Source organism: Desulfobacterales bacterium, from assembly GCA_034520365.1.
Taxonomy (GTDB): domain Bacteria; phylum Desulfobacterota; class Desulfobacteria; order Desulfobacterales; family Desulfosalsimonadaceae; genus M55B175.
This window is the reverse complement of record JAXHNP010000006.1, coordinates 1267468-1290959: the sequence shown is the minus strand read 5'-3', so window position 1 is coordinate 1290959 and position 23492 is coordinate 1267468. Positions and strand designations below refer to the sequence as shown.

General features: G+C 50.2%; 20 protein-coding genes and 1 pseudogene. 5 read left to right on the top strand and 16 right to left on the bottom strand.

Going from position 1 to position 23492, the window contains the following annotated elements; genetic code table 11:
- Positions 1-45: 45 nt before the first annotated feature.
- The 7 genes and pseudogenes from U5L07_13750 to U5L07_13720 form a co-directional block, all read right to left on the bottom strand.
- A pseudogene (locus U5L07_13750) lies at positions 46-951 on the bottom strand (N-6 DNA methylase).
- A 395-nt stretch (positions 952-1346) separates the two neighbouring features.
- Positions 1347-2396, bottom strand: a complete 1050-nt coding sequence (locus U5L07_13745) for a hypothetical protein (protein MDZ7832813.1) — start codon at positions 2394-2396, stop codon at positions 1347-1349.
- A complete protein-coding gene (locus U5L07_13740; GenBank protein MDZ7832812.1) occupies positions 2365-2901 on the bottom strand; it encodes an N-acetyltransferase in 537 nt (178 codons plus the stop codon). The genes U5L07_13745 and U5L07_13740 overlap by 32 nt, the downstream gene beginning before the upstream one ends.
- A 253-nt stretch (positions 2902-3154) precedes the next feature.
- Entirely contained in the window at positions 3155-3457 is a 303-nt protein-coding gene (locus U5L07_13735) for a hypothetical protein (GenBank protein MDZ7832811.1), read from the bottom strand.
- A 158-nt stretch (positions 3458-3615) separates the two neighbouring features.
- Positions 3616-4134: a hypothetical protein gene (locus U5L07_13730; GenBank protein ID MDZ7832810.1), complete on the bottom strand. Its 519-nt coding sequence runs from the start codon at positions 4132-4134 to the stop codon at positions 3616-3618.
- 86 nt (positions 4135-4220) lie between these two features.
- On the bottom strand, positions 4221-4538 hold the full coding sequence (locus tag U5L07_13725; GenBank protein MDZ7832809.1) for a DUF2442 domain-containing protein: 318 nt from the start codon (positions 4536-4538) through the stop codon (positions 4221-4223).
- 344 nt (positions 4539-4882) lie between these two features.
- On the bottom strand, positions 4883-5137 hold the full coding sequence (locus U5L07_13720; GenBank protein MDZ7832808.1) for a GlsB/YeaQ/YmgE family stress response membrane protein: 255 nt from the start codon (positions 5135-5137) through the stop codon (positions 4883-4885).
- 228 nt (positions 5138-5365) lie between these two features.
- Between U5L07_13720 and U5L07_13715 the strand changes: the two genes are divergently transcribed.
- Entirely contained in the window at positions 5366-5644 is a 279-nt protein-coding gene (locus U5L07_13715) for a transposase (protein ID MDZ7832807.1), read from the top strand.
- Positions 5645-6006: 362 nt separating this feature from the next.
- On the opposite strand, the gene U5L07_13710 is transcribed toward U5L07_13715, so the two are convergent.
- The 5 genes from U5L07_13710 to U5L07_13690 form a co-directional block, all read right to left on the bottom strand.
- A complete protein-coding gene (locus U5L07_13710) occupies positions 6007-6720 on the bottom strand; it encodes a hypothetical protein (protein ID MDZ7832806.1) in 714 nt (237 codons plus the stop codon).
- Entirely contained in the window at positions 6705-7133 is a 429-nt protein-coding gene (locus tag U5L07_13705) for a hypothetical protein (protein ID MDZ7832805.1), read from the bottom strand. The genes U5L07_13710 and U5L07_13705 overlap by 16 nt, the downstream gene beginning before the upstream one ends.
- Positions 7134-7777: 644 nt before the next feature.
- The gene (locus tag U5L07_13700; protein MDZ7832804.1) at positions 7778-8035 is read right to left on the bottom strand and encodes a hypothetical protein; all 258 of its coding nucleotides are present in this window, start codon (positions 8033-8035) and stop codon (positions 7778-7780) included.
- Between the two features lie 157 nt (positions 8036-8192).
- Positions 8193-14669 (bottom strand): NACHT domain-containing protein, encoded by a 6477-nt coding sequence (locus tag U5L07_13695; protein MDZ7832803.1) that lies wholly within the window; start codon positions 14667-14669, stop codon positions 8193-8195.
- A 172-nt stretch (positions 14670-14841) separates the two neighbouring features.
- The gene (locus U5L07_13690; protein MDZ7832802.1) at positions 14842-15249 is read right to left on the bottom strand and encodes a toll/interleukin-1 receptor domain-containing protein; all 408 of its coding nucleotides are present in this window, start codon (positions 15247-15249) and stop codon (positions 14842-14844) included.
- 676 nt (positions 15250-15925) lie between these two features.
- On the opposite strand from U5L07_13690, the gene U5L07_13685 reads away from it, so the two are divergent.
- The gene (locus U5L07_13685; GenBank protein ID MDZ7832801.1) at positions 15926-16627 is read left to right on the top strand and encodes a hypothetical protein; all 702 of its coding nucleotides are present in this window, start codon (positions 15926-15928) and stop codon (positions 16625-16627) included.
- Position 16628: 1 nt separating this feature from the next.
- Here the strand turns inward: U5L07_13685 and U5L07_13680 are convergent, their stop codons facing one another.
- The 3 genes from U5L07_13680 to U5L07_13670 all read right to left on the bottom strand — a co-directional run bounded on the left by U5L07_13680 (position 16629) and on the right by U5L07_13670 (position 17852).
- On the bottom strand, positions 16629-16850 hold the full coding sequence (locus U5L07_13680; GenBank protein MDZ7832800.1) for a hypothetical protein: 222 nt from the start codon (positions 16848-16850) through the stop codon (positions 16629-16631).
- Between the two features lie 268 nt (positions 16851-17118).
- The gene (locus tag U5L07_13675) at positions 17119-17484 is read right to left on the bottom strand and encodes a YgiT-type zinc finger protein (protein MDZ7832799.1); all 366 of its coding nucleotides are present in this window, start codon (positions 17482-17484) and stop codon (positions 17119-17121) included.
- Positions 17481-17852 (bottom strand): hypothetical protein, encoded by a 372-nt coding sequence (locus tag U5L07_13670; GenBank protein MDZ7832798.1) that lies wholly within the window; start codon positions 17850-17852, stop codon positions 17481-17483. Before U5L07_13670 ends, U5L07_13675 begins: the two co-directional genes overlap by 4 nt.
- 717 nt (positions 17853-18569) lie before the next feature.
- On the opposite strand from U5L07_13670, the gene U5L07_13665 reads away from it, so the two are divergent.
- Positions 18570-19334: an ATP-binding cassette domain-containing protein gene (locus tag U5L07_13665; protein ID MDZ7832797.1), complete on the top strand. Its 765-nt coding sequence runs from the start codon at positions 18570-18572 to the stop codon at positions 19332-19334.
- The gene (locus U5L07_13660) at positions 19315-20235 is read left to right on the top strand and encodes a SufD family Fe-S cluster assembly protein (protein ID MDZ7832796.1); all 921 of its coding nucleotides are present in this window, start codon (positions 19315-19317) and stop codon (positions 20233-20235) included. The genes U5L07_13665 and U5L07_13660 overlap by 20 nt, the downstream gene beginning before the upstream one ends.
- Before the next feature lie 7 nt (positions 20236-20242).
- Here the strand turns inward: U5L07_13660 and U5L07_13655 are convergent, their stop codons facing one another.
- Entirely contained in the window at positions 20243-22648 is a 2406-nt protein-coding gene (locus U5L07_13655; GenBank protein MDZ7832795.1) for a glycoside hydrolase family 31 protein, read from the bottom strand.
- A 273-nt stretch (positions 22649-22921) separates the two neighbouring features.
- On the opposite strand from U5L07_13655, the gene U5L07_13650 reads away from it, so the two are divergent.
- On the top strand, positions 22922-23491 hold the full coding sequence (locus U5L07_13650) for a Na+/H+ antiporter subunit E (GenBank protein ID MDZ7832794.1): 570 nt from the start codon (positions 22922-22924) through the stop codon (positions 23489-23491).
- Position 23492 lies beyond the last annotated feature (1 nt).

The following is a 23492-nucleotide window of genomic DNA, read 5'->3' as shown; positions in this document are numbered from 1 at the left end:
GATGGGAAAATTCTGCTGCACCTCCTTTCGCTCCTTGCCGCCAAACGGCGGATTGGCCAGGATCACGTCAAAGCGGTCCTTTTCCTGGATGTCGCTGATGTTTTCCGTGAGGCTGTTGGTGTGCACGATGTTGGGGGTCTCGATGCCATGGAGGATCATGTTCATGATGCCGATCACATAGGGGAGACTCTTTTTCTCCTTGGCGTAAAAGGTCTGGTGCTGCAGGGTGTCCAGATCCTGGGTGGACAGGCGGCTGCCGTTGCCATGGCCGTTGTCGTAGCCATTTGCCCCGTAGCGCAGATAATCGTGGGCCTCGCACAAAAACCCGGCGGACCCGGCGGCCCCGTCATAGATGCGCTCACCGATCTTCGGGCGGGTGACCCGGACCATGGCCCGGATAAGGGGCCGCGGGGTATAGTATTCCCCGCCGTTTCGGCCGGCATTGCCCATATTCCGGATCTTGGCCTCATACAGGTGGGAAAGTTCGTGCTTTTCCTGCTGCGAACGGAAGCTCAGACTGTCGATCAGCTCCAGGGCGTCGCGCAGACTGTAGCCGCTCTGGAACTTGTTTCGGATCTCGCCGAAAATCTCGCCGATTTTGTATTCGATGGTATCCGGGCTGGCGGCCCGCTCCTTAAACCCTTGCAGATAGGGAAACAGCCGGTTGTTTACGAAAAGAATCAGATCATCGCCGGTAAGTGCGCTGTCATGATCAAAACTGCCGTCCGCTGTTTGGGGCGCGGCCCAGCTTGACCAGCGGTACCCGGCCTCTATGATAAACTCATAGGATTTGCCCAAAAGCTCGGCTTCCATGGCCCGCTCGTGTTCCAGATCATCCAGGTATTTTAAAAACAGCATCCAGGAAGTCTGCTCGGTATAATCAAGCTCTGTGGCGCATCCGGCCTCTTTCCACAACACATCGTCAATGTTCTTGAATGTTTGTTCAAACATCAGCCCCTGCAATCCGTTGGTATACCTTATGTTCTGCTGATAATGGGTGTCACCAAAGCGCGTAAAGCCTGAAAAGACAGCCCCTTTTTGGCGCTGGTCCCCACTAATGGTCCCTAATTTCTGCGCATATTATCATTTTAGGGGATGAGATGCAAATTGATTGCTCTGGCGTGCCTTATTGCAATAAGCGGCGATGAAAAGTGGTACCCATGTCATTTCAAACGACAGTGAAAATTTTTTACAAATAAGTCGGTCTGGAGTCGGAACTGCCTTGGTTCGGGCCACGGTAAACGACTGATAAGACCATAACGTTACGGCTAACCAGCGCCGCCCAAATTACCTGCTAAAAACCGCATAGTGTCCGGCGTCTGGTTAAGCCGGTTGGGCCTGTAGGCTCATGCAGCCACAGGGAATAGTTTCTTCGGAACCCACCATAAGTATGCAACCATGCCAAAGAGTTCGACCAATGATTGAAAGACAATCACGACAACTGCCAGCTCGTACGACGAGGGCAGTGCAAGTGCGAGCGGAAGGACGACGAATGAGTTCCGGCTGCCCAAACTGAATGCTAAAACCCGTCCCTGCACTACCGGCAGTCTGAACACGAGTGCAAGGCCGCAGGAGATAAGGCCGGAAATCACGAGAAACGCAACGAAAATTAGAAGCAGGTGCCCTAGCAGATTTACCGAATCCATAACGATACCGACCTGTGCAGCGGCGATGGAAAAAACGACAACCGCAAGTAAGGGCACCGGAAACCAACCTATCCGGTTAATAACATGTCGGCGGCTGGTGCTGGCTTCCGCCCATTTTTCTGTAATGAATGCCGCCAACAATGGAAGCACGATTAAGCCAAGAAATGCCACGAGCATCTCTCGTTGCGCCACACTTGCTGCGAAATCCGAACCCAGGAATAGCCAAAGGTAGAAGGGCAGAAAAACCATCTGCAGTATCAGACTGACAGGAGCAAATGCGATGGCGTGCTTTGTATCTCCGCGACCCAAGTGGGTGAACGTGATAAACCAGTCAGTACACGGCACCAGCAACACTAGCAGTATGCCGAGGCGCACCGCAGGCTCATTTGGGGCCACGGACATCAGGCCCCACACAACGAACGGCAAAAGAATGAAGTTACCGATCACGACAGCGGCGATAAAGCGAGAACCGGCAAAAGCCTCGTGCAGGTAGGCCAGAGGAACCTGAGTAAAGGTTGCATACAACAGCAGTCCCAGAACTGGCCAGAGTACCAGCTCCAGCGCTCCAACCTGGTTTGGCAGAACGATCCCAACCAGCAAGCCACAGGTAATAGCGGCGAGATATATGAATACCTGGAATTTTTCTAACGTCTCACGTTTCAAAGAAAAAAAACCTCGAATAATTGCTGCGGCCCAACGCCGAGCGTCAGGCGCGCTGTCAAGCGTCGCCTGCACGCTCTTGTTGGCCATCCGCTTTGAATCCTTCGTGGAAAGTGACAGTGCCTTGGGGAATATTCCCGTCGAAAGACATTGTGAGAAAGACTTCCGGTGGGACTCCCTCATGGACAAGTTCTGGAACGTTATCGAATCCTAACTTCTTGTAGTACTCCGGATACCCTACGAGACAACAGCCGCGAGCATGCATTTCCCTCAGTTGTGCCAATCCTTCGCGGATCAGGGCCTTGCCAATACCCTGACGTTGGTATTCCGGCGAGACCGAAACAAGTCCAAGTCCGTACCAGTCCGGTGTGCCGTCGGAAATGGTCACGGGCGAGAACGCAATGTGACCAATTACTCGGCCATCCATCTCTGCGACCAGCGATACCGTGAGGGCATTGTCGGCGCGTAGCGCCTCGATTATAAATTGCTCCGTGTGGTTGCTGATCTCCAGCGTATTGAAGGCAGCGATAGTCACTTCGCTAATTGCGCTGACATCGACGCTTGTTTCATTCCTGATAGTGACATCGGGTTTCATGGGGCATATTCCTATGGCCAACGTTGCCAATCAGAGGGCGCGCGCTTTTTGCGATCCGCTGCATTGGCGTGGTTATCTATTTTCTAAGGTTTGAGCCCATTCTTCACACCGAACGTTCTGCATTACCAGCCAGAAGGGAATACTGAAAACACAAGTGTTGATGAATTCTGGGAAGTACCAGAAGCCGCCTATTGTAAAGGCGCACGCCCCTTCCGGTCTGGTGCATGCAGTTGTTCGCGCAAGCGACATCCCTTTATCGTTTATCGAATTCCCGATTTTCTTCCTTAAGTCGTAGATATAGGCTCATAAGTGCCTTGTATTCTGGTGCATCCCTGTCTGGATACTCTTTTTTGTCCTCAAGAGCACACTCAATTACTGCAAGAAGGCAATCAAAATCCCAGCTATATAGTCCAATTGGACGCTTTCCTTGATAATTTTCAATCCGTCTATCTAATCCAAAGGCTTCGACCATTTGATAGCTGTGTCTTTGCAGTTCAAATAGCTCATCGCCTGTGATCAAAACTTTCAACTTAATGTCTTTAGACCCTGGTTTCATAACATGTTTCTCATATCGATTCTCGTATGAAGCTAACGCTGGAAGCCAGGGGCAGCCAGGGCTTCCACTTATCTGATTAAAATTGTTTACTGTTCAATTCCCCTCGGATTATCAAAAGTCCGCCTTCCCTGGCTGTCGCCTGGGCTGACTGGTTAGCCTTAATGTGTCCGGAATGTATTAAACTCTCCGGTTCCAAGCTCCATGGATGCATAAACTTCAAACAAATGAAGTTCTACTGAATTTTCAATTTCAATAACGGCAATAGAGCATTGTTCTAATCGCCTTTGCGAATTCTCAAACAATGAACGAAATTTAAGATCGGCCATATTCTGTTCTCTTGTCCCACCAGGGTCTCGCTGACATTTGGCAATGTAATAAGCCAAACTGCCACTAAAATGGCTATTTGAAGTAAGGTGCTGAAACAGGCGATTTATGACGTTTCTCGAAATGCCAACATACAAAGGCGCTCCATGCTCAATGAATACGTAGCAACCAGAAAAATCATTTTTCCGACCTATGCGCTCCAAAAGTGTAGCCTTACCCACACCTTTCTCCCGGATCCAGGAAGCTGGGATTGGCGACTTCATATTTTCTTTAAGACGAGAAAAATGGGCTGGCAATATATTGGCTGCCAATTCATGGAAGCTTGTTTCGCAATTGTCGATCGGTTTTGGCATTTTTCGTTCTTCAGGCTAACGGTGGAAGTAACCGGCGCCGCCAATGAACTTGCCGCGGAGCGCCGCAAGCCTTTCCGGCGTCCGGTTCACTGACTGGTTGGGCTGGGGGAATTTCGCTCTTCAAGCCACCTTTTCAGAGAATCTTGGCTCTCCCCGGATGGTTTTCCTGCAAGGAGGCCGTCTACGCTGATATCTTCGTCTAAATCTTCCCAGTGAATGCCCTGGCCTTTTCCAATTAATCTCCAGTTTGCCCGTTCCTCAGAACCAGCATATTCAAGCCGGAGAAACCATGCCAATGGTGCTGAAATGGTTCGCCCGTCGCTGAGATCAACCGTAATGGTATCTTCGGTTATCAGTACATTTACCGCATAAGGTGTTTCGATATTAAATGCCAAAGTATTCATTCCATGCCTTCATTAAAGATGCTTGGTTTTCCTTAATAATAGGAAGAATTTGTATCAATTCAAGGCGATTGAACCCGCCGCTGTTTTGGAGCCGGGGAGGGTCAAGCCAATATTTGGCCACTTTTTCGTCTCGTTCGACATGGATATGAACAGGTTCATCACGATCACTCGCATAAAAAAGAAACGCTATGGACCAGAACGCAAAACTGTTGGCATGTAGTATTGCTGCTTGTGGCTATTGTGTCGCCCAACGTTCCAGTTCAGCGACCCGGCGCCACTTGACCTTCGATAGTCAATCAGAGCGCTGTCGCCGGGTTCGCTGCATCTGGCTTCTTGGGTGGTTTCTATTTCTTCCGAATAAGACCTGTGGCGAAGAGAAGTACCACAGCACCCGCTATTGCTGTCACGAGTGGACCTACCCATTTCCCGCCAACTGAAATACCCAGAACCCCGAATAACCAGCCGCCCAAGACCGCTCCGATGACACCAACAACGATGTTCCCAATAATGCCGAATCCGGCACCTTTCATAAGCAGGCCAGCGAGCCATCCGGCGACGCCTCCAATCAGTAGGAATACTACAAGTTGCTCCATGCTCATTTGGTTCTCCTTTCGTTTTTTTGTTTCACCCAACAATGATTAGACGGCCTAAGTGCTGTAAAATAAAACAGCCCTTAGGCTTAACTTAGGGTAATATACTTCAATTTTGACAGCATATTACCACTTATATGGGTGATAAGCAATTTTTTTGCTTGATATTGGAAGATGAAAACGTTTTCTTCCGATATAAAAAGCCCGAAAGCAAACGGTGGCGCACCATGATGCTTCATGATGCTTCCGGTGATGGAATTTATGCGGCGGTTTTTACAGCACGTTTTGCCCACCGGCTTTATGAAAGTCCGGTATTACGGATTTATGGGCGCCAAACCCCGGATCGGCCGGGACCATGTCAGATCCTTGATTGAACTGGCCTTTGGATTTGAGGTGCCGGATCGGCCACAAAAAGAGGCGATTCAACCCGCCTTGCGCTGTCCGGAGTGCGGATCAATGCTGGTACTGCGATACGTGACGGACAGTCTGTTCGGCCCGGGCAAAGGCGCCGGATAATCATAGTTTATCGTTTATTTCAGGAAATCAGACAATGCCGTTTCGGGCAACAGGATATCTGCGGCCTGCGAGCGGATATGGCGTCAAAAACCGAGTATATTTTTCAAAGATCTCATCGTGTACCAGGCGATAAACAGATGTTTCTGGTCAAAATCAACGTGCTGCCGCTAAAAATAGCATCTTCTTTAACGGAAAAACATCCGGCACATCTTCTCTTCTTCGACTCAATACCCTTATAGCAAAAACGGGCTTCATGAACATTTGATAGAGATCGACCCAGCGGCTATTTGCGGCACTTGGAAAAGTTTGCATAATGGGTCGACTTTATCCTGAGAGGTTAGCTTTCTTGAATGCATACTTGATTAGGGGCATTTCATCCCTGCCAATCCAATTATTGTGCTAATGACACCAAAAGATATCGCAACTCCAAGCGCGATTCTTGTATAAAGCATAGCCTGCGAATGCTTTAATTCTTCTTTCGTTTTGAAGTTATTTGACACAAAACCTTTAAGCTCTTGAGTGGGTGCAAGCGGTGAACTTATGATGTTTTCTAAGATTCTATAAATAGATGATTGTTTTTTGGTAAAAAGCAATCCTTCAAATTCTCTACTTCCATCAGAACTGAATATCCAACTTGGGTTTTTGGGATCTATGTAATAGCCTTCCTTATTCAGAATAATATTATTCTTTTCGTCTTGCGAAACAGCGTCAAAGTCTCTACACATCACAAAGGAAGGAGCCGATGCCGAAAAAGTAATGCTGTGTATATATCTTTCAGTTCTCAAGTATTCGATCAAAGAGAGCAGTTCGAGAAACTCAGCCATTCTCTGACGATTAATTGCATCTTCTTTCTTGCCCCTTAGATATAAAAGCGCCTCTCCCCTATCAGGCAAAAACACAAGAGCCATACCGCTCTCAATCGAAAATAGTTGTTCTGAAACAAATCCTGATATTGTTACCAGATCAACAGGATTTATTTCGGATATTTTCTTTATAACAGATTTTTCATATTTACTTAGATCTCTCATAAAGTTCACCATTGAAAAGCTAACGTCGCAGGTCAGGCGCGCTGCCAAGCGTCGCCTGCACCTGATGGTTCGGCTTTGTCTATTACAAGCCACAGCTGCCCACGAATTTTTCTGGGACTGATGAGTAGGTTGATCTTGATGGCATCAGTGCTTTCCCCATCGCGAGGGATGCACAGGACAGAATACCGGTGAACTCGGCTTTTCATGAACTCATTAACCTTCAACTGCAATGTCCCGCCACCAGTGAACATGACATCCCAAAGACGGGCGTCCTGCTCCTGGTATGTCTGGCGCTCCGAATCTCTATCTGTCCATTCAATGCATTCGTGCCAAACCACACGGCCTAATGCGACGGGTGCCCCGAGGACATCAAATCCCAATCCCACTTCTTCGGCCGTTCGTGTGACAGACAAGTAATCGGGTGTCACCCACGATTCGGTTCGTCGCGCCATCATGGCCATTGCCTTAGCCGCGCACCGGGGACAAAGAACCAATCCGACGTGCTTTGTCGATATTGCTCCGTGAGTGCTGCCTCCGCCGCGGAACGGGGTATGCCAGCATCTGTGAGCATCTTGATATTGGTCTCATCAAGTCCGAATCCGTTATCGAGGAGGTAGGTAAAAACATCCGGAGTTATCCGTTCTCCGGCCCCCGGTGTTACGGCTGCGTTACAGACATCACATCTCATTCTCTCTATCCTGCCGAACGTTGGCGGTCAGTGAGCAGCCAGGGCTTCCACTGACTTTTTTAAAAAACGGTTAATCCCAATTTCAAACAAACTTTCAAAAATGCACCGGCTGTAGATGTCCACTGGACTGCCTGGTTCTGTGTTGTTGTATTCAATGATATGTTTTAGGTTCATGTATCTATGCCAACAAAACCACCATCAGCAGCACGAACTCTCATATTCTCTTTATTGCATGGAGTCATTCTGCCACATTTCGGGCATTGTACTGTGTTACCTATTAAAGTAGATGTATCAAAAGACTCTGAATCACCAAAGAATATTGGTGAATTGAACCATGCATTGCATGATTGGTCGAGGCACCTAATTTGGATCTCTTTAACTTTTGACATCTCTCCTCCTTTTATGACAAAGAACGGTTTAATCAGCGGCGCGGTGGTTATCGCTAAGACACGCCCAATTCCCAAGCTCATCCCACCCCATATTTGACCCACACTCGCAAAATTCATCCGCGTCCGCTGAATTTGATGGTTGGGAGGCGTTTTCTAAATATGCTATCAAGTCTTCATGCAGCTTTATTCCGTCTGGGTGCATTTTCTGTCTGCTGGATATAAATACCCGGGCGTGTTTAAGTGTATTCAAAATTTCATCGAAAACTTCATCTGTTATTGCTTTCATGTAGCCTCCTAACGACCTGCTCATCTGCCGGTGTGTAGCGGCAGCGGAACACCGGTCAGGGTGCAGCAGGAGAGGTTATGTATCGCGTATTTGGATTTTTCAACAATGTGTCGTTTCACACCACGAGTTTATCGGCCAGATGTGGAATTTTAGCTACCTACCACTCCGACTTGTGCAAGTAGTTTACGCGACCTTTGAAGTATTCCACATTGAGCGACTTATCAATCCGCACTACACCGATAGAATGCGAAAACCATCCGCTGCTTCGGTAGGTCTCTTTCTCATAACGCTGAAGGTCGAAGAGCAATAACAGCTCCTTGTCGTAATTTGTCAGCACTTTCTTAAGGATGCTTGATTTGCAGAGAAGCCGCAGCCCTGGCTGAGGGCCGCCTTCTCTATTTGTTTCATCGCGTCCCCAGGCCTCGGCCCAGAGCGATAACACCCCATGATTGTTATTCCAGAAACGTCCAAACTCATCTTGCCGTGTCAGCTTACAGAACTCTGAATAATCTTGCGCAAGACGCGGCCGAAAGTTGGCGACCGAAACGCCATATGGATCATGCTCATCCAACCGGACCTCGCCGGACGGACAAACGATCCAGGGCGAGTACTCCTTCTTATCACTGTGCAGATATTCGTCATCATCTTCGTTGCCTTGGAAAGCAGGTAGCCACACTAGTATTGGTTTTTCGCGAATGAGCTTTCTTGCAAACTGCTCGGCCTTTTTGGGTGGAACAAGCGCAGAGGATAGTCCTATTTCAACACCATCGGATGAATACCATCTGCCCTGAATAATCAGTTCTTTGTTAACGCCTTTCTCAATATCTAAGCCGGCAAGCCCCATAATGTTCTGCTGATCGCCTGTTATCGCAAGTCCCTTCTTCTTAGATTCAAGCAGCCTCACAGAGGCATCATCAGGCGTCCTATCCGTACCATCAGAAAGCCATAAGCCATCCTTGCGAGTAAGCACGTAGCGGCTAAGCCACTCTCCCCACGGGTCGTCCTCATACCACCAGTCGTCGGTTACAGGATGTGCGGCAAGCAGCTTACCTGCAGCAATAAATAGAGCATGCCAGCCGAGCTGCTGCCCATAGCTATGAAAGCGGGTTGTTATTCCATGAAAATTTTGCCCGTGGGACTCGCGGCCACCATCCTCATACATGTTCGTCATTGAAGGATCAATATTTTGTACGATACTTGACATCATGTCATCAACTTCCCAGCATCCCTTGCCGAAAACACGGCCGAGGTTATCAACGTCATGCTTATTAAATTCGTACTCCAGATAAAACTGAAAATACGGCTCGGGTAAAGACTTCGGGCGGCCCTGATAGAAGCCACCGACGTTGTGGCTTTTCTTTCGTAAACGCGGGTGCGGGGACTCGTCGGCATTACGCACAATCTTAAGCGTGGCTGCGTCAAGCGCAAGTTTGCTTCGATCCACACAGGCAATAAGCGCTTTGGCAGCAAAGTGGCGCATAAGCACATGCGGCTCGTCAATTTCCATGATGACAGCCAGGAGCAAATCCTTGTAACGCGCAACCTGATCGGGATGATTGATAGCGGCCCGCGCCAGGGTGATCAGGAGCCATAACCGTGCATGAAGGTAGTAGAACACGAGCTCTGGTGCCTGAAACGGTTCAGCAGTCTTTGAGTCGAAGGCGGCAACAACCGTGTCGACAATGTCCCAACGCCTAAACTTTGCAAATCGGCGTATGCAGTGAGCCGCGCGCCACCTGTCAACCGCATGGGGCGAACCGAGGACACGCCATATTAGCCCAGCAGCGATTTCGGTAAAGCTATCAGCAGGGTAGCATCCTGATTTCCATGGGCCATCTTTCACGTTGTCGGAAAACCGTGCTGAAGCGCCCGACAGAAGGCGCGTCAGGGCAAGCTGTCCCTGGCCTTCATCCGCTTCCGGACATATGAAATTCGCAAATGCAAGCCATACTGATCCAGCGACGGTGCTATCAGGACGAGAGAAGACCTTTATCATTTCAAGAACGAGTTCGGCCATGGGCACGCCAGTGAACTCCGATATTTCCTTGATGCTCGATCCAGAAAATTGACCGTTATCGACCAAATCATCGGCATGGGCAAGAATCAGAGGCTGTGCCAGGCTCCTAAAGACGCCCGCAAGCACCGCGGATGAACCGCCCCACGCTTCCTTCGCATCTTTCAATTCTGCGAGTTTCCAATATAAAAACAGATGGTCCAGATTAGCAACATTGCGCACATACTGGCTGCGCGCTGCATAGGGCACTTTGGCTCGCAGCGAGGAAAAAAAGCCACCTTTTAGGTCATAAATGTTCCCCAGCACATTGAATTCGTCGATAGCCTTAACAAGCGAAGCCTCGTCGGTCGGGTCCGTAGCTTCAACTATACGTGCGAGTGCCTCCCGGTTTGCACTGTCACGTTTGGCAGCTTCTTTGCTCATCTTCGGATCGAAATCGTTGCCACTGCCATGCGCAATATTACGTCCTTGCCTTGCGGTCTCGTATCGGTCCCGCGCAATTTTCAGGTGCTTAGTTAGATCATGCGATGCCCCCAGCGCTTCGTCAGCCAGCGCGTAAAGTATCTCGACAGTCTCATCACTCGCTATCGTCGGATTATCATCCTCGAACTGTGTTGCCAGCTCCGTAATCACTTCAGCATCCGGCCCTGCCTGGGCGCGCAGAGCTTTGGCAAACTCCTTCGTCCCGGCATAGAAATACTCAACCGGATTGGCGAGGCGGTTTAAACAAAGCGCGCCCTTTGGATCAATCTTTCCCGCTTCGAGCAATCCCGTAAGATAGGTAAGAAGTGTGTTGTCCAGAGCTATCCTGTTGCGGTCATCCCAGCGACTGAGTTTGGCTATGCCGCGCATCCCGGCTGCCTTTGCCATGCCGCGACCGTATGCCCCCCAGAAAAACTTCTGGGGCTCCTCCCCCATATTGAGTTCGCAGATATTGCTCAACGTGTGAAAGTCACCTTCTTCCAGTTCGTCACCTTTCATCTCCGATGCGAATAAGAGCAGCTCATTCGTGAACAGGTAATCACCTGAACCGATTGCATCCATCTGCTCCAGGCCATCCCGGAAGTACGCAGCAGCCTCATCGAGGCTGGCTGGAAGTATTGCCCGGCCAAGAGCGCCAAAGAGAGATGCCCGATAGGTAACTTCATCTTCTTTCTCGATCAGCGCGCGCGCCCTTATGGCCTGCTCTCCTGCAATCGAGTGCAGCGAGGTTCGTTGCGCGAGAATCGCAATGATACGAACCAAGTCACTGGCGCTGCTCATACGGGCGTGTATGGCAGTCAGCATGCGCTCTATGGATTGTGGCTTCAGCCCGCTGTGAGACCACAATGTGAAGATAACAGCGTCAAGACCCAAGGATTGAAAGAAGGGATCGATATCACCTGCCCGGTAATGGTCGCTATTCTTTCGAGTCTGCTCCCAGGCTTCCACAAGCTCGACAAAGCGTTTATTGATCGTCCGCGTCGATGCCGCGAGTGCAGCCGACAGTGCCTTTGTGAGAGTAAGCAGCGGCTCCAGGCGGATGCCAAGAAATCGCTCAGCAGCCTGCCGCTCATCATAGCCAATGGCATTAGCCGGCACGTTCTTGGTCTGTCCATCATAGTAACGCGGCTTGCGCGGAAGCTTGGAGAGCTGCTCCTTGCCCTTCTCTATGAAGATTTTTCCAGAAATGGTCTTCGGAATGCGGATGCAGACCGATACGAGCTCTTTTGGTAGTAAATCCTTCTCGTGAATATTACGCTTCTTTGCGGCAGCAAGCAGGGCAATCCGGAATATATAAGCGAATACATCATCTGTGCGGCTGAACGCGTCACGGTATACCCAGATACCAGGCCGATCATGCCGTGCTCTTAGTGAAATAGATTGTGCCGCAGTGACGAGCCCCAATGAGAGCGCAACAGCGGCCGACTTCCTCAGGCCGTCTTCGAGTTCATAGCTTTTTCGGCGCGTGTAGCTTTTTTCCGGCAAGTAAAGATTAGTCTCCTTCTTGCAGAGAGCAGCGAGTTTGGCGCAAAGCGGCTTACGTCTGGAGTTCGACAGCTCCTGAAAAGACAATGCAGCCGCAATCGGACCGATACTGGAGAGCGCATTAATGAATTGTTTAGTCTGTCTATCGGACTGCGTTCCTAACGAGCTCGCAAGTTGCGCATATCTCAGGACGAGCTTAGAGACTTCAAAGGAATACCAATCCCGCCAACCTGTGAGGTAACCGGCAGCATCTTCTATTCGACCTTCCGAGATCAGAAAGAAACTTGTACCAGCGATGTCAGTCTGATCAGGAACCGGTTTACGATCAAAATTTTTTCGCTCTGTGCGCCGGTAATGCTGTATCCACTCTTCATTTGCATGGGCATGGCGGGTCGCCTCTGTCGGATCACCCGATAAAACATTAACGATGGCAAGACGCGCATGTCGTGTTCCTGGCCAAACAGTTCTTATTTCAAATAGTCGCCGACGGGCGTCAACATCTTCGGCAGCAACGACAAGATCAGGATGTTCCAGCAGGTAATTAGCTCCACGCTGATCAACCTCGGCTAAGGTCGATAACTCGACGAGCAGCCGCACAAGGCTGTTGTAATCAACCTTAAGAGACGCATGTAAAGTGGCTGCCTTAAGCCGGGCATATTGAATATTGCGCTTGCCAACTGTGCTGGTAATTGAGGTAGGAATACGATCATCGAAAGCAAGTGAGAACAGCCGTTCATCATCATCGAGTTCTTGTAGCAGACGTGGAAGCGCACGGGCTGCATATACCGACGCATCCTGGCGAGCAAGGAGATTGGATGCAACACGCTCAAGAGCATCACGTGATGTCGCGTATCGTTGGTGGATCAGCGTTTCCGTTGGCTCATCACGGAACATGAGCCCATGATTGGTGCGCTCCAATAGAGGGCTAAGGTCTGAAGCAAAGCTCTCAATGGCGGCGAGTTCCATGCCATGAGCAGCAGCATACTCATCTATTGGTACCGGCGGAGGAAGCACCGCGAGCCCTGCAAGGAAAGCACTGAGTTCCTTCTCCTCATAACCGCGCTTTGTGGCCAAAGAAAGCGCATCCGTAATTCTTTGTTGGATCAGGTCGTCCAACTCGATTTCCTTGTTAATCTCGGATGGATCGAGAAGGCCGCGATCTGCCTTGACCAGGTAATCCAGCACACGTGGATTGCCGCCTGACCGGGCTTGCGCGACGTTTATTTCTAAGGTTGTGACGCTTTTCAATCGCGCACGCAAGAACGTGGTTGTTTCATCTTTGGTAAACGGGTATAATTCGAATTCATCAAACTGGGCATAGGTGTTCGGCTTACGTTCTGTACGGCAGGACACGACAAACTTTACGCCGTCAATCGATTCCGTATCGAGACTCTCCAGCAGCTTAATGGGAAAACAGTCTTCACTTGCCTGGCCAGCAGCAATAGCTGCATTGTCTATGGCATCGATGAAAATTGCCAGCTTGCGTCCTGGCATCATGCGCGAGATGGTGTTCAGGCACTGCGTAAGGCGGCGGCGAAATGTTCTGAGTAAAGTGTGGACATCAGGGCTGTCCGGGAGCATCGGATCGCAGAGGCCGCGAAATGCCAATGCATTAGCAATATGAATGAGCCCCTTCTTAGGTAAGTGTCGCGCGTCTTCTGGAGAGCGGTAAGCACCGCCTCCAAAACAATCGAAGAAAACAACCTCATGGTCCGAAGCGATCTTCGAGGCCAGAGAATCCATAAAGACTGTTTTGCCCACGCCACCGGTCGCATGAATAAGTAGCGGCGTTGAGGTGCTTTCGATACGAGTCATAACCTCGCGGAGCTGCTCCCGCTCAAGTATTTTACCGACATCGACGAGAGCCGCTTGACAGGGAAGTAGGTCCTTCGGGTCACCGATCTGAAGAGCGGCCAGCACGTCAGTGCGTCTGATCAGATTTCGGTTAGTACCGGCATACCCAGCCTTGTCACGTACAAGTTCTCTAAGCTTCCCAAGCCGGGCAGAAGCAATCGAATCACTCGTAGCAGACCAGTCTACGAGCATGCTGGCAAGCTCGTCCTTTGTTTGTGGCAAGCTTCCAGAGCGGCCAATGATTTTCAGCTTTCTCGCAAATGCAGCCAGTGGTTTTCCCGACAAACCAGAAGCCGTCTTAAATTGCTCCGCTTGCGCCTTAATATCACCGGCAAGGCTCGATCCCGTTGCTGTTGCCTCAATGGCTTGAAGCAACGATTCACTGATTAGCTGGTTCGTGACGAGCTGAAATTCGAGTTTCTCATCGACCGCCTTGGCACCGTATCTATGTTTATATGAGCGATAGGTCACACCAAACTTTTGTACTGTCTTCTTTGCGTGAGCAGCACGAAAGTCCTTGTTCTGATCAGCAATAGAGTATTTGAACTGGGCAATTACCGTTCGGGCGGAATCCTCGAAATTCGGTGGACCGTTATAATAGAATGTCAAGTCAGCAACTTCAACCGTAGCAGCAGACGCTCTAGCCTGATCGGAAGGTGAAGTCCCTTCAACGGCGATAGCAGTCAACTCGGCATCGGGCCATAGCAACTGAGTCGCCTTACGTGCTGTCCAGGCCTCATGAAACTCATGGCCGTCCCGTGAAGCCCTGACTTTATCGGTTTTGCGCTCTCGTCCCATCAAACCTCATAATTCGATTCATTCATGACAATAATGGACATATAACGCCGGCGGTCAGTGGCAGCCAGGGCTTCCACTTAAGAACAATAAAGATAAAAGAGGTCGCACCCCCAAAAAGTTTTAAACCGCCCTGTCCCTGGCTGTCCAATGCACTGCCATGTTATAAAACATTCTAAATTCCAAGTTTTTTACATAATTTTGGAAGATTTTTGGCCCACCTTTTAGCAGTAGTAAGATCTGCATATGCTTTTTCACCTATTTCATGTGGAATAGATCCGCCCTTTTTAATACGAACAGGAATGATGCACTGCTTTCCCTCTTTATGTTCTTTGAGCATTGCCATTTTGAATTCTTTTTTCACCCACGATGTTGGTGGCTTTTTGTCAAAAGAGGGACTCAGGCAAATCAAATAATATCGACATTGTGAAATGCCTTCTGACATTTTTTGGATAAGATCATCTCCGGGCAAAATCTGCTCGTCGTCAAACCATAGATTTGCACCTTTGGATTTCAGTGCCTCAACAAGCCTACCTACCTTCTCGGCGTCATTGCTTGAGTAAGATATAAACATATCAGTCATGTGATGATCCCTTCGTTTTATAACAAATAGCGTTTTATCCTTCATCTGATGTGAAAGGTAGCACAGTATAGCGGCGCCGTAAAGGCCTGAATAGAGTAAAAATTGTCATATAAAGCGCAAGGATGATGGATAAAACGTGTTGAACTAAACCCGGCCGCAGATATCCGGAAGTGCTTTTCTGATTATGGGGATTATATGGGGCATCGATTGATTTGGCAAGATCAAGGCAGCAATTTTAGGGTTTCTTACTGCTATTAAGTGGTATGTTTTCAGCATCGATGGCTGCCTTTGAAGCAAACAATGGATGATTTATTGGCTTCAAAAATGGATATGTTCAGAATTTGGGCGCACGACTCCCCGTCTGTGTCACAGTCGCATGATTCCGGGTTATTCGTCCGGATTCAGGATTTGTCAATACTCGCCACGGCGGAAGACGGAAATATTTCGTCTTGAACTTCATTCAGCCAACCCGGACTATCCAGCCATGCGGTTTTCAGGAAGAGCCCGGGGGAAGGTGAAAATTATCGGCAAATACGCGGGGCTGATAAGAAAAGCTGATTGAAGGCATTTCAGTAAAAATGCCGCAAGGTCGTTAACTCGCGCATTAATCTTGACAAAACCGGCTGTTTAATAAAAAAGGGGGCATAACATAGGAACTTAGATAGGCCCCCACTTGATGAGCAATAACCTTTATACCATCCAATATGAATTCTCCTTTCCGGCCGGAGCTGTGGAAAACTTTGAAATCGTGCTGGATGAAGCCAGTGTGTCGCTGGTCAATTTTAACGGGGAAATAAAGCCGGCATGGACCGAGCTTTCGCATAAGCAGTGCCGGTGCTGCCCGCTGGATACAGCGGAAAATCCGTATTGCCCGATTGCCGTAAATATTGCCGAAATGGTCGAGCGGTTCAAGGACCGGCTCTCTATCGATGAGTGTCTGGTGAAATGCGTGACGCCGGAGCGAACGTATCTAAAGGATACAAACGTTACAGAGGGGCTCTATTCCATATTAGGCGTCGTGATGGCCACCAGCGGCTGCCCCATCATGTCCTTTTACAAGCCCATGGCCCGGTTTCATCTGCCATTTTCAAGTACCAAGGAGACGCTTTTTCGATCCGCATCCGTGTATCTGCTGCTGCAGTATTTTGAACACAAGCGCGGGCAGAAGCCGGATCTTGAGCTGCATGAGCTGGGCAATCAGCTCAAAAAAGTCCAGCAGGTCAATACCGGCACGCTGGCCCGCATCCGAAGTGTCAGCAAAAAGGATGCGGACAGCAATGCCATTATTATTCTGGATTCCTTCTCACAGATTTTAAGTATGGCAATCGAAGGAAGTCTCTCTTCGCTGGAATATCTGTTTCCGCCGAAAAAGGGGTGATTCAGGAGCCCATATCCAGCCAGATATCGGCTTCTGCGCCGCAATGGCTGCACACGGACTGCCCCTTTTTACCGCCCGCTACCTTTTCATTTGAAACCTTGACATCTTTCTTCTCAAGCGCCGGATCATCCTCTTCCGGCAGCAGTTCACAGGTAATGATCATTTCCGCTTCGCTGCCGCAGTTTTCGCAGTGGCAGACCTGTTTTAATTTTTTCTCAGCCATTTGGGTCCTCCGTTGGGTATGTGTTCAGGGGGTTTATGCTGCGAGATTGCATGGTTTTCTATAAATCAAATTAAGCATGGAATTTATTAAATTCAATTATACCCTCATCCCGACCTTCTCCCAGGGGGAGAAGGAGATAACCCCTCATCCCGGCTTTATCCCAGAGGGAGAAAGAGATAACCCCTCACCCCCTTACGCCCAGAGGGAGAAGGGGATAAGCCCTCATCCCGGCTTTATCCCGGAGGGAGAAGGGGGTGTGAAGTATCGTCTATTCAAGATGACTTCGCAGTGCCCGGTCCATCTTTTCAGTTTGGATTAATCCGCATTCCCAGCGCATGACATGGACTTCCTCCGTCTGGATCAAATCCGCCAGTTCCGCCCGGGACAGGCCTTTTTCCTCGCGCAGGGTTTTGATGTCGCCGCTTGTCAGCATCTGCTCTCTTTCACGATAAGCATCGGCAATGGCACACTGGGTATTGCCAGCGGATTCAATGGTGCCGGCCTCCAGGCCGCATTCCGGGCAGACAAAGGCCTCGGTTTCATAGGTGATGGCAACTCCCCGGAACTGTATGGTCTTTTTCAGGCGCCGAAGCACCATCTTTTTCCGGCAGAACGGGCATGATTTGATCTTCATTGGCTCTCCGGCTGACTGCGGTTTTTATGAAACGAAACCAGCCACAAAAAATCGTCGGCCAGGGCGAACTTAATGTAGATTTCACACTGAAACGTCTGGCTCTGCGCCCGGAAGGCAAACAGCTCAAGTCCCTTGATTTCTGTCTCATAGGAGCTCTGCGGCGGGTAGAGGCCCGCATAGTCGGCCGGCCTGATCTCTGCCAGACAGTCGGGCAGAAATTTCAACAGCTCATTGTCAATGACATAATCTAAATCAATTGCGTCAATGGCTATCACGGACTGGTTCAAAAGCGCTACATTTCCGTTAGCCGCGGCATTTCCGGCATCGCGCACCTTATTAAAAAGTTCCTTGGGGGATGGTCGTTTCATGATTGATTATACATATACTTTTTCATTCCCGCTTTCAAGGATATGCAGAAAATCCGGCCTTCTTCTAAGTAACTTCACGGGTATTAGGTTTATTAAATCGATAATTTATGGTCGGCACGGTGGCCGACCCTACGATGAATCGGGTTTTTCCCCATTCGTAGGGCGGGCCACCGTGCCCGCCTGAAAAATAGATAGAACAAATTTATCGTGCCTCATTGTCTTTAAAGTTCCTTATAGGCTCGGTCCCGGGCGGCAGCCCGGGGGGAATACTTCTAAGTAACTTCACGGGGTATTAAATTAATTAAATCAATAATTTATGGTCGGCACGGTGGCCGACCCTACGATGAATCGGGTTTTTCCCCATTCGTAGGGCGGGCCACCGTGCCCGCCTGAAAAATAGATAGAACAAATTTATCGTGCCTCATTGTCTTTAAAGTTCCTTATAGGCTCGGTCCCGGGCGGCAGCCCGGGGGGGAATACTGCCGGGCATAATTTTTGAGTGCCATCCTGAACCCTGAAACCTGAACACTGAAACCTGAAACCTTGCTTTTTACACCAAGACCTAATACCCAAAACCTAATACCAGCTAAACCTGCCCTGCTCTTTTTGCATTGGCATTATATAAATAAGATGTTTAAATTAAGTTTGATTCAGTTAACGGATCGCATAATACATTATTAATTTTTCGATCAACCGAAAACAGAGGAAACGCTTATTATGCTGGAACTACAAAATATTTCCTTTACGGCGCCCGAGGCGGAGCCGGGTTCGGAAAGCCAGCCGCTGCGCGCCATTATCGAGGACCTCAGCTTTACGTTCGAGCCGGGCAAATTCTATGCCATCACCGGTCCCAACGGCTCCGGCAAAACCACCATTGCCAAGCTGATCATGGGCATTAATGAACTGACAAAAGGCAAGATCCTGTTTGAAGACAAGGATATCAGCCAGCTGCCCATTAATGAAAGGTCCCAGGCCGGTATCGTCTACGGGTTTCAGAATCCCGCCCGATTCAAGGGCACCACGTTCAGGGATCTCCTGTCTGTTGCCGCGGGGACCGATGACGAGGATGAGCTGGCCAGAATCATCGCCAGGGTGGGAATCTGCTCGATGGATTTTCTGGACAAGCCGGTGGACAGCAAGCTCTCCGGCGGTGAGATCAAAAAAATCGAACTGGCCACGGTGATTGCGCGAAACCCAAAGGTGGCCATCTATGACGAGCCGGACACCGGCATCGATCTCTGGACCATCGGCCCTATGGTGGACCTGCTCAAGCGGGAGCAGAGTGAAAACAACACGACCACCATCGTGGTCAGCCATAACAAGGCGTTTCTTGAAGCCGCGGACACCCTTTTGCTGCTAAAAGACGGCCGCATCGCCTATACCGGCGATCTGGAGGGCGCCATGCCTATGCTGGAGGATTTAAGCGTTTGTACGTTCAGTGATACATGCGAAGGAGAAGCCAATGCTCGATGCTATCGATAAACAGGTTTTAAAGGAAGTCGCCGATCTCGAGGGGATTCCCAAGGGCGCCTATAACATCCGCAAAAACGGACAGCTCGTGGGCAGAGAGGTTTCCGCGAACATCAACATCGAGGCCAGCGAAAAAGGCGACGGGATTACCATTAATATTAAGCCGGGCACGGTGAACGAGTCCGTCCACATCCCCGTGATACTTTCCCAGGCGGGCCTCCATGACACGGTGTATAACACCTTTATCATCGGCGAGGATTCGGATGTCACCATTATCGCGGGCTGCGGTATACACTGCGGCAGCTCCGAGTCCGAGGGCCACTCCGGCATCCACGAATTCCAGATCAAGAAAGGCGCCAAAGTCAAATACATCGAAAAGCATGTGGCTTTAGGCGAGGGCACGGGCAAACGCATCTTAAACCCCACCACCAAGGTATTTATGGAGGAAAACGCCAGCGCGGAAATGGAGCTTACCCAGCTGGGCGGCGTGGACGAGGCCAAGCGCTACAATGAGGCCCAAATCGGGGCGGGCAGCGTTCTCCTAATCACCGAACGGGTGATGACCGAGGGCAGCCAGGCAGCGGAATCCAGAAACGACATTGAACTCTCCGGCACGGACAGCAAGACGAATATCGTCTCCCGGTCGGTGGTGAAAGGCGATTCCAACCAGGATTTTTACGTGAACCTCACCGCGCGCGCCAAATGCTACGGCCACATCGAGTGCGACGCCATTATCATGGACAACGGCACCAACCAGACCATTCCGGCGCTAAAGGCCCTGCATCCGGATGCGGAGATGACGCACGAGGCATCCATCGGCAAAATCGCCAACGACCAGCTGATGAAGCTCATGAGCCTGGGGCTTGCCTATGATGCGGCGGTGAATAAGATTATTCAGGGGTTTTTAAAGTAAGACGGGGTTAAAATCTGAACTTCATTTGTTCCCGGCTGTGCCTGGCCGTTACCGAAAAAACCGGCAGTTCCCCGTACGGATCAAATGCATCGCCGTTTTTGTCTAGCGGCGCAATCGGATCAAAGAACCGGAAGGATTCCGCGCGCAGCGGTTTTTTCTTCCGGTTAAATGGTATATGTTCCTGGTTGTTAAAATCAAAGCCGTGAAAATAGACTTTGATCTGATCGAACCTTGATTCATAATCGCCGGTTGCCGGCTCAAGGACCAGTTCCTTCGGGGTAAGCCGGATATCGCGCCGAAAAAAGATTCCCTTCTGATAATCCCGCGTGCACCCGTCATCCTCGTAACAGGTAAACACGCGCTCCTTTTCCGGGTCTGCATACACATGGAGCTCAAGGGGCCCCTCCGGCATTTGATCCGTGCACGAGACCGGCTGCTGCATGGGGATCACACTGCCGGCGCGGATAAAAATCGGAAGCTTATCCTGCGGCGCCTCCCAAAGGAGCTCTTTATCGCCCTCAAGCCTCTGGTCGGTATAAAAGTCATACCAGCGGCCGGCCGGGAGATAGAGCTTGGTGATGTGCACGTCTGAGGCCACCGGCACCACCAGGATGGCATCACCGAAGAGATATTCATGATCGTAGGCGTGATTATAAACCATTGGATCATGGGCGTACTCGATGGCAAGACTCCGTGCCACCGGCATGCCGGTCTGGCTGCATTCATAAAAGGCGCTGTAAATATAGGGCAAAAGCCGGTACCTCAGGCGAATGAAATTTCCGGCGATCGCCTCCACCTCCTCGCCGAAACACCAGGGCTCGGCATCCCGGCTGTTTATCATGGTATGACCGCGCATGAGCGGGGCAAAGACTCCGATGCTGATCCAGCGGGCAAACAAATTCGGGCCGCATTCGCCCACAAAGCCGCCGATATCATAGCCGCTAAACGGCATCCCGGAGAGCCCCATGCTGTTTACCATCCGGACATCGGCCAGCATGTGCGCGTCATCTGAGATATTGTCCCCGGTCCAGACCGCGGCGTATCTCTGCACCCCGGTATAGCCCGCCCGGGTCAGGACAAACGGCCGCTTGTTTTTAAGCCATTTAACCGCCCCCGTCCATGTGGCCCGGGCCATCTGCATGCCGTAAACATTATGCGCCTGCTTATGGGTTGCCTTGCAACCCTCGAAATCGAACTCAATCAGGTTGGGGATGCATTTGCCCCATGCAGAAGGCTCATTCATATCATTCCAGAACCCCTCGATTCCCTTATCCGCCAGGTCTTTCAGCCATCCGGCCCACCATGCCCGGACGCCCGGGTTCGTAAAATCCGGAAAATGGCACCATCCCGGCCATACTTCGCCGGCATAGGGTTTTCCGTCCGGGTATGTCACGAACACCCCATTGGCAATGCCGTCCTCATAAGGGGCGTAGCCGTCCTCGATCTTTATGCCGGGATCCAGAATCACCGCCACATGAAACCCCATGGCCCTTAGCTTGTCGATCAGATTCTGCGGATCGGGAAAACGCGTCTGATCCCAGGTAAACATCCGGAATCCGTCCATGTAATGGATATCCAGATAAATCACATCCGCGGGGATCCCCCGGTTTCGAAACTGCCGGGCTACGGTTAAAACCTCCTGGTCCGGAAAGTAGCTGAACCGGCACTGCTGATAGCCCAGACTCCAGATCGGCGGCATCGGCATTCGCCCGATAAGGCGCGTGAATGCGTTCAGAATACCGGCCACCGTCTCATCATGAATGAAATAGTAATCCAGGGGGCCGGCCTCAGCCGAAAAAGACGCAAACCGGTCGTTTGACGCCCCGAAATTAAAAGTGGTTTTATAAGTACTGTCGAAAAACATTCCGTAGCAGAGTCCGGTATGCACGCCGATATAGAACGGCATGCTGGTATAAAGCGGATCCGCATCAGCCGGATAGGCCCAGTAATCGGTGTTCCAGTTGGTGCAGGCGGACCCCGCCCGATCCAGGTGACCGGTTTTCTCGCCCAGCCCGAGAAACCGTTCGCCGGGTTGAAGCTGTTTATAGGCGGTGATTTCATCTCCGATCCAGGATACGCCGAATGCCGGATCATCTTCGTTTATCAGGCCGCCGGATAGCGTACAGAAATACACCCGTACCGGATATTTGCTGATTTTGGCGCTAAAGCGGCTTGTCCGTATTTCGAACGCCTCTTCCATATCTGACAAATCAAAAGTGGCAGGGTCTGGCGCCGCCGTAAGCGCATAGGAGAAATCACTTGTTTCATCCGCCGGTCGGGTAACCCTTATCCGGCAGACGGCAGGATCACATATTACCACATCAATCTCCGCGTTTTCTGCAACGATGCGAAGACCAGTTTCCATGCGCTCGTGAGAGACATAATCGCCCAGGGATTCATTTAGTTTTGCCATGACGCGCCTTTCCTGTGTTTGACGGTCTCCTGAAAAGTCGATTTAGAAATAATGCAGCGCAACAAAGATATTGATCTTTTTGAATTTTTAAAAGAATTATTTGAACCGCTAAAAATCCATGTTTACAATTATAAACAATATCACAAAAAATGAACAGCTGATGAAAAAGCGCTTGCGAGACATTCGACTTAATGGTATATTAAGTTTAATTTCCAACTCTTATCCGCTGACATATTGGACAACCCGGAATCACCAAAAAAGAAGGATGTGGGATTGAATAACCCGGAAACTGACGTTTCAACCCCTAAAGACGCCTCTGCTGCCAGTGAACCGGAGAAAGGCCGCCGCCCCCGGAGGGTCCCTTTTACTGCCCGTTTCTTGACTTTTCTCGTATGCATGATCACCTGGATTATCCTCTCCGGCCGGTTTGACTTGTTCCACTTGATCCTTGGCGTTATTGCCAGCTGCATCGTGGCGGCCATTTCCGCGGATATGTTGTTTCCCTCCCCCAGGATGGAGGTTCTGCCCCGTGTCTGGCTTGGATTTATCAGATACCTCCCGGGGCTGTTATACCAGATTTTTCTCGCCAACCTGCACCTGCTCTACCTGACCTTTCACCCCCGCATGAAGGAGCTGATCAATCCGCAGGTCATTACCTTTCAAAGCAAATTAAAAGACGACATGGCGCTTCTGATCTTCGCCAATTCGATTACGCTGACCCCCGGCACGGTCACCCTCTATGTTTCGGTGCTCAGCAAATATACGGTTCATGCGATTGATAGCAAATCCGCCGCCGGACTGCCCGGTGATATGGAAAAACGGGTCGAAGCGATATTTAACTAAA

What these genes read in the sequence shown, in the direction of transcription:
- U5L07_13745 (MDZ7832813.1), bottom strand. Translation starts at nt 2,396, where the DNA reads ATGGCCAACAAGAGCGTGCAGGCGACGCTTGACAGCGCGCCTGACGCT.
- U5L07_13740 (MDZ7832812.1), bottom strand. Translation starts at nt 2,901, where the DNA reads ATGAAACCCGATGTCACTATCAGGAATGAAACAAGCGTCGATGTCAGC.
- U5L07_13735 (MDZ7832811.1), bottom strand. Translation starts at nt 3,457, where the DNA reads ATGAAACCAGGGTCTAAAGACATTAAGTTGAAAGTTTTGATCACAGGC.
- U5L07_13730 (MDZ7832810.1), bottom strand. Translation starts at nt 4,134, where the DNA reads ATGCCAAAACCGATCGACAATTGCGAAACAAGCTTCCATGAATTGGCA.
- U5L07_13725 (MDZ7832809.1), bottom strand. Translation starts at nt 4,538, where the DNA reads ATGAATACTTTGGCATTTAATATCGAAACACCTTATGCGGTAAATGTA.
- U5L07_13720 (MDZ7832808.1), bottom strand. Translation starts at nt 5,137, where the DNA reads ATGAGCATGGAGCAACTTGTAGTATTCCTACTGATTGGAGGCGTCGCC.
- U5L07_13715 (MDZ7832807.1), top strand. Translation starts at nt 5,366, where the DNA reads ATGATGCTTCCGGTGATGGAATTTATGCGGCGGTTTTTACAGCACGTT.
- U5L07_13705 (MDZ7832805.1), bottom strand. Translation starts at nt 7,133, where the DNA reads ATGGCCATGATGGCGCGACGAACCGAATCGTGGGTGACACCCGATTAC.
- U5L07_13700 (MDZ7832804.1), bottom strand. Translation starts at nt 8,035, where the DNA reads ATGAAAGCAATAACAGATGAAGTTTTCGATGAAATTTTGAATACACTT.
- U5L07_13695 (MDZ7832803.1), bottom strand. Translation starts at nt 14,669, where the DNA reads ATGGGACGAGAGCGCAAAACCGATAAAGTCAGGGCTTCACGGGACGGC.
- U5L07_13690 (MDZ7832802.1), bottom strand. Translation starts at nt 15,249, where the DNA reads ATGACTGATATGTTTATATCTTACTCAAGCAATGACGCCGAGAAGGTA.
- U5L07_13685 (MDZ7832801.1), top strand. Translation starts at nt 15,926, where the DNA reads ATGAGCAATAACCTTTATACCATCCAATATGAATTCTCCTTTCCGGCC.
- U5L07_13680 (MDZ7832800.1), bottom strand. Translation starts at nt 16,850, where the DNA reads ATGGCTGAGAAAAAATTAAAACAGGTCTGCCACTGCGAAAACTGCGGC.
- U5L07_13675 (MDZ7832799.1), bottom strand. Translation starts at nt 17,484, where the DNA reads ATGAAGATCAAATCATGCCCGTTCTGCCGGAAAAAGATGGTGCTTCGG.
- U5L07_13670 (MDZ7832798.1), bottom strand. Translation starts at nt 17,852, where the DNA reads ATGAAACGACCATCCCCCAAGGAACTTTTTAATAAGGTGCGCGATGCC.
- U5L07_13665 (MDZ7832797.1), top strand. Translation starts at nt 18,570, where the DNA reads ATGCTGGAACTACAAAATATTTCCTTTACGGCGCCCGAGGCGGAGCCG.
- U5L07_13660 (MDZ7832796.1), top strand. Translation starts at nt 19,315, where the DNA reads ATGCTCGATGCTATCGATAAACAGGTTTTAAAGGAAGTCGCCGATCTC.
- U5L07_13655 (MDZ7832795.1), bottom strand. Translation starts at nt 22,648, where the DNA reads ATGGCAAAACTAAATGAATCCCTGGGCGATTATGTCTCTCACGAGCGC.